We start from the raw sequence: 13538 nt of genomic DNA on the forward strand, positions 1-13538 counted from the left end.
CTGGGAGGCTGCCCGAGGATAGATTACTCTCAGGCAGCTTCCAGGGCGGTGACCGCTGACAACAAACGGAACACCTTCCCAAAAGAACAAGCCATAAAACAATTTAAAACTGGAGTTTCCCGATGTCTTTCGCCGATCGTGATGGCGTTATCTGGTTAGATGGGGAGTTAGTTCCCTGGCGTGAAGCCAAAACTCATGTCCTGACCCACACCCTTCATTACGGGATGGGGGTTTTTGAGGGCGTCAGAGCCTATAACACGCCAAAAGGGCCAGCCATTTTCCGCCTGAAGGAACACACTGACCGCCTGTTTCGCAGTGCCCATATCCTGAGAATGGAAATCCCCTACAGCAAGGAAGAGCTGAACGAAGCACAGAAGCTCGTCGTTCGCGAGAATGGGCTGGACGAAGCCTACCTGCGCCCAATGTGTTTCCTGGGCTCCGAAGGCATGGGATTAAGAGCTGAAGGTCTTCAGGTTCATACCATGGTTGCTGCCTGGAACTGGCCATCTTACATGTCTCCAGAAGCGCTTGAGCGTGGCATCAAAATCCGTACCTCTTCCTATACACGACACCATGTAAACATCACCATGTGCAAAGCCAAAGCCAATGGTAATTACATGAACTCCATGCTGGCCCTGCGGGAAGCACTGGACAGTGGCTGTGAAGAAGCGTTGCTGCTGGATAATGAAGGTTATGTCGCTGAAGGCAGTGGAGAGAATATCTTTATTGTGAAAGAGGATGGCATTCTCTATACACCGGAACTGACTTCCTGCCTGGAAGGCATCACCCGGGATACCATCATCCGGTTTGCCAGAGAGCTTGGACTGGAAGTCCGGGAAAAGCGTATAACCCGTGATGAAGTGTATATTGCTCAAGAAGCATTCTTTACCGGTACGGCTGCCGAAGTTATGCCTATCTGTGAACACGATGGGCGCAAGATTGGCTGCGGCAAACGTGGTCCGATTACCGAAAAGCTTCAGTCCATGTACTTTGACCAGGTTCGTGGCAAGCGCCAGGAAAACCCTGAGTGGTTAAGCCTTTGCTAAAGTAAAAGACGATGGCTAACTGTCTGGAAAGTGACAGTTAGCCTGATGCTCACACTGTGTGCTTTCTTTACCCTACTGACTGATGATGCGCAGTGACTTTACGTCTATTTCAACGCCTGACCTCCGATCAACATCCACCTCACCCATAATCTCTACTTTGGTTTTTGCATTGACCGGTTGCGATGGGAAGTCCTTATCATCAATGTCCGCCATGATCTCACCGGTGCCGTCACTGAACATATAGGTTTCATGCTTTATCTTACGAACCAGATTCCCCTTAAGAACAACCCGCATATCATCCTGAGGCTTCTTCAGAATAGCCGATACCGTTGTATTGCCAACATCTGAGCCTGGGCCAGTATAAGCCCCTTCAGCAACAAACACAGTGGATGAAAGTAGAGCCGCGGAAAGCCAGCAGAAGAACTTCTGCTTAAAACAAATATGGTAAAGCTTCATCGCCAAAACACCATGACATTGACTTATATCTCAACTGGAAGCATAGGAGAAAAAAGAGATCCCGCCACAGTTTTGCTGCCCCTCAACTGACGACTGTTTTACACGTTACAGAACAACAAAGTAGAAAACCCTCATTGATGTTTGTCTTCAAGATCCCCACTATTAGAAAACTGCGAATAAATATTCCGACACAGCAGTCAACATAATTAGCACTGGAGTCTTAAATGAGCGCTATCCACGAACTGCAGCCTCACGCGCTATGGCAGCACTTTTCCGCCATATGTGACATACCTCACCCTTCTTTCCATGAAGAACAGATTCGTGAGCACCTGATTGGCTTTGCCAAAGAGCACAATCTTGAGTGGCAGTCCGATGCGGTAGGCAATGTTATCATTCGCAAGAATGCGACTCCCGGTATGGAAAACCGTGCTGGTGTTATTCTTCAGGGCCATATGGATATGGTGCCTCAGAAAAATAACGACACGGTTCATGACTTCCCGACTGACCCCATTAAAGCGTATATCGATGGTGACTGGGTTACTGCAGAGGGCACGACCCTGGGTGCCGATAATGGTATCGGCATGGCTGCAGCGCTGGCGGTATTAGCTTCCAAAGATCTGCAGCATGGTCCTGTTGAAGCCCTGTTCACGGCTACTGAAGAGACCGGAATGATCGGCGCTCAAGGACTTCAGCAAGGTATTCTGGAAGGCAAGATTCTTCTGAATCTGGATACTGAAGATGAGGGTGAGCTCTATATTGGCTGTGCTGGCGGTACCCGTATCGAAATTAATGGTGATTATTCAACTGAATCAGCCCAAGATGGATTGGTCTTCAAAACACTGTCCATTTCCGGACTCAAAGGCGGCCATTCCGGATGTGATATTCATCTGGGCAGAGGCAATGCGATCAAACTGCTGATCCGTGCCCTTCATCGCCTGGAGGCAGAAGGTGTCCGTATCGCCAGCCTGAACGGCGGCTCTCTGGCCAATGCCATCCCCCGTGAAGCGTCTGCCACCATTGCCATCCCTGAGTCATCACTGGTCGCTTGTAACAACATTATTGATCAGTGCAGCAATGAACTGACTGCAGAACTGGCGGTTGTGGAGCAAAACCTGAAACTGACCCTGAGTGATTCAGCACCTGCTGCTGAGCTGATGTCTATCCAGGATCAGAACAAGTGGGTAGCGGCAGTGGATGCCTGTCCAAATGGTGCTCAGAGAATGAGTGACTCCATTGAAGGCGTGGTAGAAACCTCTTTGAACATGGGTGTTCTGACCATCAATGAAGGTAAGATCAAAGCCCATATCCTGCCAAGAAGCCTGGTAGGCAGCTGTAATGACGCTCTGAGTGATGCGGTAGCCGGTCTGTTCAGAATGCTGGACGCCGTAGTTATCTTCTCCGACAGCTACCCAGGCTGGAAGCCAGACCCTGACTCTCAGATTCTGGCCACAATGAAGCGGGTTTATGCTGAGCTTTACGGCCAGGCACCCGGTGTAAAAGTGGTTCATGCCGGTCTGGAATGTGGCCTGCTGGGCAGCAAATACCCAGAGTGGGACATGATCTCCTTTGGACCCACCATCCGCTTCCCGCACTCTCCGGATGAGAAAGTACATATCCAGAGCGTTGCCAGGTTCTGGGATCTGCTAGTTGCTACGCTGAAGGCCGCTCCAGAAGCTTAATTCAGCTAAATCAGGCTCTCCAAGCCCGGAGGGCCCTCCTCATTAGCGGGCAAAAAGTAGGCTGGCATCGCCTCCTACTTTTTACATATTCCAAACACCGCTTATAATTCCTCCCCATTCAATACAAGGAATTCCAGACGGGATGAAATATCTCATCGTCGGTCCCTCATGGGTTGGGGACATGGTAATGGCACAAACGCTGTTCATTGCCCTAAAACAACAACATCCTGATGCCATAATCGATGTACTTGCGCCAGCCTGGAGCCTGCCGATCATTGAGCGCATGCCCGAAGTTCGCAGAGGTATTGATATGCCTCTGGGACATGGCAAACTCGGGCTTAAAGCCCGCTACCAGCTCGGCAAAAGCCTGAGAGCGGAAGGCTACACACACTCCATCGCTTTGCCCAACTCGTTCAAATCGGCGCTGGCTCCTCTGTGGGCACACATCAAACACCGCATTGGCTGGCGCGGAGAAATGCGCTACGGGCTACTGAATGACATTCGCAAACTGGATAAAAGCAAATACCCTCTTATGGTTGAGCGATTTGTCGCCCTCGCCTATCCGGACGGTGACTCACTACCAAAGCCCCTGCCAATTCCAGCACTTCAGGTAAATGATAATACGGTTAGCAAAGTCCTCCGCCACTATGACCTGCATACCGACATGCCCATTCTGGCACTTTGCCCGGGTGCTGAGTTTGGCCCCTCAAAGCAGTGGCCAACCGGATACTATGCGGAAGTAGCCCGATCCCTTTCCGAACAGGGATGGCAGGTCTGGCTATTTGGCTCAGCCAAAGACAAAGCGGTCACATCAGAAATCAAAAACTGCCTGCCTGATTCATTACAGCACCACTGTCATAACATGGCTGGCGAAACCTCTCTGGCCGATGCCATCGACCTGCTCTCCTATGCCAGCGCAGTGGTCAGTAATGACTCTGGCCTGATGCACATTGCCGCAGCACTGAATCGGCCACTGGTTGCCGTTTACGGCTCCACCACTGCCGATCATACGCCGCCAATGAACAAAAACAGTGAAACGCTGTCAATGAAGCTGGATTGCAGCCCATGCTTCAAAAGGGAGTGCCCGCTTGGGCATATGAACTGCATGAAGCAACTGTCTCCAGATAGGGTTCTGGCAGCCATCGCTCATCTGACAGCCCATCAGGAAAATAAGCATGAAGATAATCCTGAAATGAAGCTGGTAGAAGAAGGGAGTGATTCTCGTTGACTCAACCAAAGCGTGTTCTGGTGGTAAAAACCTCCTCCATGGGGGATGTAATCCACACCCTTCCAGCACTGACGGATGCTGCATCAGCACTGCCCGGCATCCGTTTTGACTGGGTCGTGGAGGAGAGTTTTTCCGAGATTCCAGCCTGGCATCCCGCTGTTGATCAGGTTATTCCCGTCGCTGTTCGCCGCTGGCGCAAGTCTTTGATTCAAACCTGGAAGTCCGGGGAGTGGCAGCAGTGCAAAAAAACCATTGCTAGCAACCAATACGATGCAGTGATTGATGCCCAGGGCTTGTTAAAAAGCGCTTTCCTTGCCAGTAAAGCCAGGGGTCCTCGATTTGGGCTGGATAAACATTCTGCCCGTGAACCCATTGCCAGCCGTTTTTACCAGTTCCCTCAATCAGTCGCATGGGAACAGCACGCCGTTGAACGTGTTCGACAGCTCTTTGCCAAATCTCTGGCCTATGTACTGCCAAAAGCACCAGGCCAGTTTCTGCTTAATAAAGACAAGTTTCCCAAGGGGCTGGTGAATGAGAAGCCTTATGTGGTGTTTATTCATGGCACTACTTGGCCCACAAAACACTGGCCTGAAAACTACTGGTGTGAGTTGGCTCAGAAAGTGAACCAGGCTGGGTTTCATGTCGTACTGCCCTGGGGTAATGAAAATGAAAAGGCCAGAGCAGAGCGCATTGCCAGTGCAAGCAGCCAGGCAACAGTGCTCCCGAAACTGTCACTGGCCGACGTTGCCGGTGTCATTTGTGAAGCTCAGGCTGCAGTTGCTGTTGATACCGGCCTCGGGCATTTAACGGCAGCACTGGAAACACCCGCTGTCTCTCTCTATGGCCCTACCAGCCCAGTAAAAGTCGGTGCTTATGGCATGGGTCAGAAGCATTTGACCCTTGAGCAGTGTCCAACCGGTGAGTTTCCTAAAACAGATCCTGAAATTTTTGCACCGATGACACCGGGTGTTGTCTGGCAGGCACTGGACTCACAGATCAAGCGTTAACCATCTATCTCAAAATAGAAGTTTCCGTTTATTCGATGATGACTACCACAGTTGCGCCATCGTCGGAAAATGCCTAAAGTTGCCGATTTTTAATCAATCAAAGATTCAAACCACGCCACGAGGCTGGATTAAAAGGTAAGGCGAAGTAACGAGTCATAGCCTGAGCTGTGATGAGGAGGTTCAACGATGGATTTTAATTCAGATACCCTGCCCGGCAGTCGATTTGAATCTGCGATTGAAACAAACCCTCGGGATGATAAATGACCAAGCTGGAACAAATGAACGCCATTTTGGCAGATCTTCTCAAGCTGGACACCAGTGCGTTCAACGAACAGACTGAGCTGCTGGGAGCCCTTCCGGAGTTCGACTCGATGGCAGTGGTAGGGTTGATTACTGCAATGGAAGAAACGTTTGGAATTGCAGTCAATGACGATGATCTGGATGCCGAACTATTTGAAACCGTTGGCTCTGTTCTTTCGTATGTAGACACTGCTGGGGCAAGAGCCTGATTGTCCCAGCTATTTATTTCCAGGCCAGAATGATTCCGGCCTGGCTTTCTCTGGTTAGATTAACAGCTCAACCACTTCTGGGTGTCCGAGAAATTTTTGTGGACTGGCTGTCGCGCCATACGCGCCGGACTGCAGAACAACAATAAAGTCTCCCACCTCTGCCTTTGGCAACGCCAGTTTTGCCCCCACTATATCCAGAGGAGTGCAGAGCGGCCCAACCACCTCAACCACCTCCTGATCCTCACTTTCCAAGCTGTGAGCCAGAACAACAGGGTAATTTTTACGGATTACCTGGCCAAAATTGCCCGAGTTTGACAGGTGATGGTGTAACCCTCCATTGGTCATCAGGAAAGTCTGCCCACGGGATTCCTTTTTATCCGTCACCTGACAAATATAATACCCCGCCTCACCCACCAGCCAGCGCCCAAGCTCCATCACAATCTCTGATGACTTGAGAGACTCAGGACGATGATCCAGAAGCTGCTGCAGGTTTTCTGCAATACCTTCGATGTTCAGCGTCTGTTCTCCGGGAAAATAGGGAATTCCCAGGCCCCCACCGATATTTATATGCTTTACCGGGGCAGAAACCTGGTCAGCTAACCTCGCGGCTAGCTCAAAAGTTTGCTGATGACACTCTATCAAAGATTCCGCTTTTAAGTTCTGCGATCCAGAGAAAATATGAAACCCTTGAAAGTCCAGTTTATCCAAATCAAGTGCCGATAAAATAGACGGCATTTGTTCAGCATCGATACCAAACTGTTTGGGACCACCAGCCATTTTCATCCCAGAGGTCTTTAATTCAAAATCCGGGTTCACACGAAAGGCTATGCGCGGGCGAATACCCACTTCCTGATGACAAAGGTACAGCCTTTGCAGCTCAAGGGGAGACTCAATGTTGATGGTAATACCAGCAGCAACGGCGGCTCTCAGTTCATGCTCGCCCTTTGCTGGCCCAGCAAAACTGATATTAGCAGCATCCATACCCGCGCCCAGGGCAACCAGCATTTCTCGATGGGAAGCCACATCCAGCCCATCAACACACTGCGCCATATGACCAACAACCGCAGGCATTGGATTGGCTTTAATGGCGTAGTGAAGCTTCAACTCTGCTGGCATTTGCTGTCGGAGCTGAGCAACTCTTTGTGTCAGAGCCTGTCGGTCGTAGATGTAGCAGGGTGAAGAGCCTGCAATATTCACCAGCTCAGCAGCAGTACGCCCGGCAATCAGTAATTGATTGTTTCTGGACTGGATAGCCTCCAGCCGATGATGTCCTTTACTCATATTCTCTTTCACAGGGCTCTTCACAAGGCTATTCACGAAAAAAGTGCCTCCTCATGATCATCCTGAAAAAGCCTTCGGTATTCTTCCAGTAATGGCTTGCGATCAATTTTTCCATTGGGATTTCTGGAAAGAGCAGGTTGCTGAATAACACGCATGGGCACCATATAGGCGGGCAGGCATTGCTGACAATGGCGAATCAGTGATGGTTCATCAATCGCACTGCTGTCACTGCTTACCACCACCAGTACAATGGCCTGCCCCAAACGGGAGTGAGGGACACCGATGGCAGCCACTTCTGCCACCAGCCCGGATGAGTAGACCACCTCTTCCACTTCCGTTGGACTGACCCGATAACCGGATGTTTTGATCATATCGTCGCGACGCCCGACAAAATAAAGATAACCTTCGTCATCTTTGCGCACGATATCACCCGACCAGACAGCCAGCTCCTTATTGGGAATTTCTGGGATAGCGCAGGGGGCAGGTCTGAAGCGTTCAGCGGTTCTCTCCAGATCATTCCAGTACCCCATGCTGACCAGGGCTCCTCGATGAACAAGTTCACCAGGCTCATGGGGTCCACAGATCTCACCCAGCTCATTGATCACCATCACATCCGCATTGGGAATGGCTTTACCCATAGAACCAGGCCGCAAATCAACCTGCTCGGGAGGAAGAAAGCAGGAACGGAATGCCTCGGTTAAACCATACATCAGATACGGTTTGGCATAACGAAAACGCTTTCGCAGTACAGCCAACGTAGCCGTCGGCATGGCGCCGCCGGTATTGGTAAAGTAACGCAGGCTGTCACCAGCCCCTTCAGGCCATGGCAAGTCAGCAATCTGAACCCAGAGAGGAGGAACCAGGCCAAGCCCGGTGATCTGCTGCTTCTCAACCGTTTTAATGACATCCCTTGGGAGAAGGTATTCCAGAAGGTAACAACTGGCACCGACCAGAAATGCCGTTGTCAGCTGACTGAAACCGTAATCAAAACTGAATGGCAGAACACAGAGCAGGCGATCTTCCTGTGTATTGCCGAGATACTCTGCAACACTGCTGGCACCCGTCACCATATTCCGGTGAGACAGGACAACACCTTTGGGCTTTCCAGTACTGCCAGAGGTATAAAGAATCGCCGCCATATCCGCATCAATAGACGACACAGGTTCCCACCAGGCGCAGGGCTTGAGGAAATTCGCCCAGCTGAGCATATTTGCTGACTGCCTGTTTGCAAAAGCACCATCCAGAGAACTGTTATTCAAAGAGTCCGCATCGGCATAGCTATCAAATACAAGCTCAGCATCAACAAGAATGATATGAAGCAAGTCATGACACTGGTGGATTTCAGCTTCTAACTGCTGATAGCGTGCCTTGTTCGTTATCAGGACTCGAACGTTGCAGTCTTTGAGAATATGAAAAACCTGCGGTGCTTTCAGAACCGGGTTGACGGGTACCATGACGCCACCAGCGGCGGTTGCACCGAAGAAACTGAAGACAGCCTCGGGCGTTTTAGGCAGGTAGATCGCCACCCGTTCATGCTGGGCCAGCCCCAGCTTCTGCAACCCGGCTGCAACCGAACAAATCTGGCGGGAAACAGTCTGATAATCAAACCACTGGTCTTTACAGCCCAGGGCTTTTGAGGAAGGCGAACGCTCTGCCTGCCGCAAAACAATCTGGTGTAACAACAAGCTCATGGGTTTAAAAACGGCTCAAAAGTATATCAACCATGGTGGTTGTTCTATTTCCATGGGAATAGAACAACCACCACTCTTTAAAATGTTTTACGGGCATTCAAGACTGCCAGTCTAACCTGCTCTGGTGCCGTGCCACCGAGATGATTACGGGCACTCACAGAACCTTCCAGCGTCAGGACATCAAATACGTCCTGCTCAATAGTATCAGAGAAGACTTGAAGCTCAGCCAATGTCATCTCAGACAGGTCTCGACCTTCCTGAATACCAAAGGCTACAGCCTTACCGACCACTTCATGGGCATTCCTGAATGGCATTCCACGGCGCACCAGGTAATCAGCCAGATCGGTAGCGGTACTGAAACCTCTGCGAGCCGCTTCCAGCATGCTTTCTTTGCGCGCCTGAATATGCGGCACCATATCAGCAAAGGCCCGCAGACAATCCTTGAGCGTATCCACCGTATCAAACAGTGGCTCCTTATCTTCCTGATTGTCTTTGTTGTAAGCCAACGGCTGGGATTTCATCAATGTCAACAAAGACACGAGGTGACCATTAACCCGCCCTGTTTTGCCTCTGACCAGTTCAGGCACATCCGGGTTCTTCTTCTGAGGCATAATGGAAGAGCCGGTACAGAAGCGGTCGGGAAGATCAATAAAGTTAAACTGCGCAGAAGTCCAGAGTACCAGCTCTTCAGACATGCGCGACAAATGGGTCATGATGAGGGCACCAGCTGCGCAGAACTCAATGGCAAAGTCCCGGTCACTTACAGAGTCCAGAGAGTTTCGGGAAGGACGATCAAAACCAAGGGCTGATGCAGTGAATGCCCGATCGATAGGGTAGGTGGTTCCCGCCAGTGCGGCAGCACCCAGAGGACTGATATTGACACGCTTGCGGCAATCCTGCAGGCGCTCATAGTCACGTACCAGCATCTCATACCAGGCCATAAGATGATGGCCGAACGTCACCGGCTGCGCTGTCTGCAGATGAGTGAAACCCGGCATCATGGTGTCTGCTTCACGCTCGGCAACATCCAAAAGCCCTCTCTGAAGGCGCTTGAGCTCTTCTGATAGAGCGTCAATCTCATCACGTAGCCATAAACGAATATCGGTAGCGACCTGGTCATTTCTGGAACGCCCGGTATGGAGCTTTTTGCCGGCAGCGCCGATACGGTCCGTCAGGCGAGCCTCGATATTCATATGGATATCTTCAAGCTCTATGGACCAGTCAATACGGTCCTGCTCAATATCGTCAAGAATACCTTCCAGGCCGGAGGTAATGGCATTCAGTTCATCTTCACTCAGAATACCCGCTTGATGCAGCATCTGAGCATGAGCCATGGACCCCTGGATATCATGCCGGTACAGGCGTCGATCGAAATCAATGGAAGCGGTAAAACGGGCAACAAAGGCATCAACACCTTCACTGAAACGCCCACCCCACTGCTGATTGCTGCTCTTTTCACCCTTCTCTGCTGAATGGTCTGACGACATTGATCTCTTCCCCACCCGGTTCTCATTTTTTAAAGACGAACGTACAATCAATGCCGATCCGTCATTGGGCATTGAGAGCTGAGGCATTATATCGGTGTCATGAATTGATTGCATCGCTCACAGTCTCCTTCCGGGCAAGAGAATAGGCATGCTTCCGATAACAATGATGAATCGCTTCTCATTCTTGAGAGGCTGTCTGAGACGAAAATCCCCTGAGAAGTAAGGATTCTCACAATCGATGTGAGAGCAAGAGCCACAGCATTATGATCCAAACCCAACACAACAAAGATGACTTTTTCCTACCCGACCTTGGCTCTGGTCAGTCTGTGTTTATGCTGGTGTTGATTTCAGAACTGTTTGTTCTGGTTCAGGTCCTTGCCCTGCCCGGCGATATCGACTTCAGCTGGACACGACTGGCTATGCTATCACTGTTTGTTCAGTGGATTGTGCTTTCCAGCAGCGCCTTTCTTTATCTGGCCAGACCTTTCCTGAAGAAGCTTCCCACCTGGCAGTCTGTCATGATCTCTCTATTGGGAGTGCAGATCATCACGCTGCTGCTTACTCTGCTCTCTCAGGCTTTACTATCCCCTATTCACTTTGAACCTGACTGGCAGCAGGTCAACCGCAATCTGCTGGCTGCATTGATTATCTCCGCGATGCTGCTGCGCTATTTCTACATCCAATACGAAGTCAATTTGCAGCAACACGTTATCCACAATGCCCGCCTCGACTCACTGCAGGCGAATATCCGCCCTCATTTCCTGTTTAATTCGATGAACATCATTGCCAGCCTGATTCAGGTTAACCCTGAAAAGGCGGAACAGGCAGTGGAAGACCTCTCGGATCTCTTCAGAGCCAGCCTGCAGAATAGAAGTGCTGTCGTTCCCATCCAGAAAGAGATACAGATCAGCGAAAGTTACCTTAGAATCGAGCAGCAAAGGCTGGGCGATCGCCTTGAGATCCAATGGCAGATTGGCGAACTTCCAGAGCGACTGGCCATTCCTCCCTTTACATTGCAGCCATTGGTTGAAAACGCCGTGTATCATGGCATTCAGCCTCTGGAGGCCGGTGGCTGCATTACGATCTCCATCAAAATTGACGACCAAATGGTTCAGATTTCTGTAGAAAATCCGATGCCATATACAGAGACCATTTCAAAAGGCAACCAGATTGCTCTGAACAATATCCGCTCACGTCTGGAAATGCTCTATGGCAGCAGGGCCAGTCTGACTACGGATATCCGGGAACATTCCGGTGCCAAATGGTTCACGGCGCAGGTGCAATATCCCTGCCGATGGGACAACACAATTGATAATTTGCTGAATGGAACCGATCACTGAACAATGAATGTCCTGATTGTTGATGATGAGCCACTGGCCCGGGAACGGCTGAGACACCTGATTGGCCGAATTGATAACTTTATGGTGCTTGAACATGAGGCCAGCAATGGACGGGATGCCATTGATCTCTGCGGCCAATATCATCCGGATATCGTGCTGATGGATATTCGCATGCCCGTTATGGGCGGGCTGGAGGCAGCCAGATATATCAGTTCCATGGACAAGCCACCAGCCGTCGTTTTCTGTACCGCTTATGACAATCACGCTCTTGAAGCGTTTGATGCCCAGGCCGTGGGTTATCTGCTAAAACCAATTCGTCAGGAAGACCTGAATCAGGCGTTGCAACGTGCCAGTAAGCTGAATCGCCTGCAACTGGCCTGGCTGAATGACCATCTACCAGAGAATAAAGAACAGGGCCATATCGCAGCCAAAACATTGCGTGGTATTGAACTGGTTCCTCTGAATGATGTGCTCTATTTTATGGCGGATAATAAATATGTGACGGTTCATCACCGTCATGGTGAAGTGCTGATCGATGACCCGCTCAAAACCCTGGAAGAAGACCACAGCCAGCACTTTGTAAGGATTCACAGAAACGCACTGGTTCGTCGCGATGCTATTGAAAGCCTGTCCCGTGATGACAAGGGCCACTGCTTTATCCATCTCAGGGAAGTACCAGAGCCTCTGTCCATCAGCCGACGTCATGTGCCACAGATCAAGAAGATAATGCAGTCCCTGTAACAACAGGGACATGCCTGGCCTAACTGCAAAACTGTCTCTTAAAGCCCGTCTGTCGTATTATCCCTAACAACTACTTTGCCAGTAGCTGACTGGCACTCAATTTGAGCACTATTTCAACAACAGAAGCCGTCATTCCTGTGAAAACCGTTCGTATTGCGACCCGTAAAAGTGCCCTTGCCCTGTGGCAGGCAGAGTATGTCAAGCAGCAGCTGGAATACCACCACCCGGATATTCAGGTAGAACTGGTCAAAATGACCAGCCAGGGTGATCGCATTCTAGACGCTCCACTGGCAAAAATTGGTGGCAAGGGGCTGTTTGTCAAAGAGCTGGAAAATGCGCTGATGGAAGGCCGTGCAGATATTGCTGTGCACTCCATGAAGGATGTCCCCATGGAGTTTCCGGAAGGTCTTGGGCTCGGGGTTATCTGTCCGCGCGAAGACCCACGGGATGCCTTTGTCTCAAATCACTATGCCTCTCTGGATGAACTGCCACAGGGATCCGTTGTAGGCACTTCAAGCCTTCGCCGGCAGTGTCAGATACTGGCCGCCCGTCCTGACCTGACGATTCAGTTTCTGCGAGGCAATGTGAATACCCGATTGGCCAAGCTGGATGATGGCCAGTATGACGCTATCATACTGGCAGCCGCCGGGCTGATTCGACTGGAGATGGCCGATCGTATTCGTGATTATCTGGATACAGGCCTGAGCCTGCCGGCTGCTGGACAGGGCGCCGTAGGTATTGAGCTGCGTATGGGTGATGAAGAAACAAGGCGGCTTATTGCCCCTTTGCACGATGAGCAAACAGCAATCAGGGTTGGTGCTGAACGAGCCATGAATAGACGCCTGAATGGTGGTTGCCAGGTACCTATTGGCGGATTTGCTGAACTGGATGGAGATCGACTGTTTCTCAGAGGTCTGGTCGGCAGCCCTGATGGACAAACCATCTATCGTAGTGAAGTGACATGCGCCGCTGAAGATTATGAATCTGCAGGTATTCAGGTGGCTGAATCTCTCCTGAAACAGGGTGCGGACAAGATACTTGCTGAGCTGTCTCATCACTGACTATCGGGTAAT

12 protein-coding genes are annotated in these 13538 nt (G+C 50.6%); 8 read left to right on the top strand and 4 right to left on the bottom strand.

The window, feature by feature from the left end; translation table 11 throughout:
• The first annotated feature begins 122 nt into the window (after positions 1-122).
• Positions 123-1046, top strand: a complete 924-nt coding sequence (locus ACOCLE_RS19080) for a branched-chain amino acid transaminase (RefSeq protein ID WP_419533803.1) — start codon at positions 123-125, stop codon at positions 1044-1046.
• Positions 1047-1118: 72 nt separating this feature from the next.
• On the opposite strand, the gene ACOCLE_RS19085 is transcribed toward ACOCLE_RS19080, so the two are convergent.
• A complete protein-coding gene (locus ACOCLE_RS19085; RefSeq protein ID WP_419533804.1) occupies positions 1119-1502 on the bottom strand; it encodes a NirD/YgiW/YdeI family stress tolerance protein in 384 nt (127 codons plus the stop codon).
• Positions 1503-1726: 224 nt separating this feature from the next.
• Here ACOCLE_RS19085 and ACOCLE_RS19090 point away from each other — a divergent pair, with 224 nt between their 5' ends.
• From ACOCLE_RS19090 to ACOCLE_RS19105, 4 genes are all read left to right on the top strand, one after another.
• A complete protein-coding gene (locus ACOCLE_RS19090; protein ID WP_419533805.1) occupies positions 1727-3181 on the top strand; it encodes an aminoacyl-histidine dipeptidase in 1455 nt (484 codons plus the stop codon).
• 142 nt (positions 3182-3323) lie between these two features.
• Positions 3324-4409: a lipopolysaccharide heptosyltransferase II gene (gene waaF / locus ACOCLE_RS19095; protein ID WP_419533806.1), complete on the top strand. Its 1086-nt coding sequence runs from the start codon at positions 3324-3326 to the stop codon at positions 4407-4409.
• Positions 4406-5416: a lipopolysaccharide heptosyltransferase I gene (gene waaC, locus ACOCLE_RS19100; RefSeq protein WP_419533807.1), complete on the top strand. Its 1011-nt coding sequence runs from the start codon at positions 4406-4408 to the stop codon at positions 5414-5416. The genes waaF and waaC overlap by 4 nt, the downstream gene beginning before the upstream one ends.
• A gap of 260 nt (positions 5417-5676) precedes the next feature.
• Entirely contained in the window at positions 5677-5925 is a 249-nt protein-coding gene (locus tag ACOCLE_RS19105) for an acyl carrier protein (protein WP_419533808.1), read from the top strand.
• Positions 5926-5979: 54 nt separating this feature from the next.
• Here ACOCLE_RS19105 and ACOCLE_RS19110 read toward each other — a convergent pair whose 3' ends face one another.
• The 3 genes from ACOCLE_RS19110 to argH all read right to left on the bottom strand — a co-directional run bounded on the left by ACOCLE_RS19110 (position 5980) and on the right by argH (position 10384).
• Positions 5980-7242, bottom strand: a complete 1263-nt coding sequence (locus ACOCLE_RS19110) for a pyridoxal-dependent decarboxylase, exosortase A system-associated (protein ID WP_419533809.1) — start codon at positions 7240-7242, stop codon at positions 5980-5982.
• Entirely contained in the window at positions 7239-8897 is a 1659-nt protein-coding gene (locus ACOCLE_RS19115; RefSeq protein ID WP_419533810.1) for an acyl-CoA ligase (AMP-forming), exosortase A system-associated, read from the bottom strand. Before ACOCLE_RS19115 ends, ACOCLE_RS19110 begins: the two co-directional genes overlap by 4 nt.
• A gap of 77 nt (positions 8898-8974) precedes the next feature.
• Complete coding sequence (argH, locus tag ACOCLE_RS19120) at positions 8975-10384, bottom strand: argininosuccinate lyase (RefSeq protein WP_419533811.1); 1410 nt, start codon at positions 10382-10384, stop codon at positions 8975-8977.
• A 263-nt stretch (positions 10385-10647) separates the two neighbouring features.
• Here argH and ACOCLE_RS19125 point away from each other — a divergent pair, with 263 nt between their 5' ends.
• From ACOCLE_RS19125 to hemC, 3 genes are all read left to right on the top strand, one after another.
• Positions 10648-11724, top strand: coding sequence for a sensor histidine kinase (locus ACOCLE_RS19125; protein WP_419533812.1), 1077 nt, complete (start codon positions 10648-10650; stop codon positions 11722-11724).
• A gap of 3 nt (positions 11725-11727) precedes the next feature.
• The gene (locus ACOCLE_RS19130) at positions 11728-12465 is read left to right on the top strand and encodes a LytR/AlgR family response regulator transcription factor (RefSeq protein ID WP_419533813.1); all 738 of its coding nucleotides are present in this window, start codon (positions 11728-11730) and stop codon (positions 12463-12465) included.
• A gap of 101 nt (positions 12466-12566) precedes the next feature.
• Positions 12567-13526, top strand: a complete 960-nt coding sequence (hemC, locus tag ACOCLE_RS19135) for a hydroxymethylbilane synthase (protein ID WP_419533814.1) — start codon at positions 12567-12569, stop codon at positions 13524-13526.
• Positions 13527-13538: the final 12 nt, after the last annotated feature.

This window comes from Endozoicomonas sp., from assembly GCF_965196975.1.
Classification (GTDB): Bacteria; Pseudomonadota; Gammaproteobacteria; order Pseudomonadales; family Endozoicomonadaceae; genus Endozoicomonas.

Coding starts and splice junctions, on each gene's coding strand:
- ACOCLE_RS19090 (WP_419533805.1), top strand. CDS start 1,727: ATGAGCGCTATCCACGAACTGCAGCCTCACGCGCTATGGCAGCACTTT.
- argH (WP_419533811.1), bottom strand. CDS start 10,384: ATGTCGTCAGACCATTCAGCAGAGAAGGGTGAAAAGAGCAGCAATCAG.
- ACOCLE_RS19085 (WP_419533804.1), bottom strand. CDS start 1,502: ATGAAGCTTTACCATATTTGTTTTAAGCAGAAGTTCTTCTGCTGGCTT.
- ACOCLE_RS19125 (WP_419533812.1), top strand. CDS start 10,648: ATGATCCAAACCCAACACAACAAAGATGACTTTTTCCTACCCGACCTT.
- ACOCLE_RS19105 (WP_419533808.1), top strand. CDS start 5,677: ATGACCAAGCTGGAACAAATGAACGCCATTTTGGCAGATCTTCTCAAG.
- waaF (WP_419533806.1), top strand. CDS start 3,324: ATGAAATATCTCATCGTCGGTCCCTCATGGGTTGGGGACATGGTAATG.
- ACOCLE_RS19115 (WP_419533810.1), bottom strand. CDS start 8,897: ATGAGCTTGTTGTTACACCAGATTGTTTTGCGGCAGGCAGAGCGTTCG.
- ACOCLE_RS19080 (WP_419533803.1), top strand. CDS start 123: ATGTCTTTCGCCGATCGTGATGGCGTTATCTGGTTAGATGGGGAGTTA.
- ACOCLE_RS19130 (WP_419533813.1), top strand. CDS start 11,728: ATGAATGTCCTGATTGTTGATGATGAGCCACTGGCCCGGGAACGGCTG.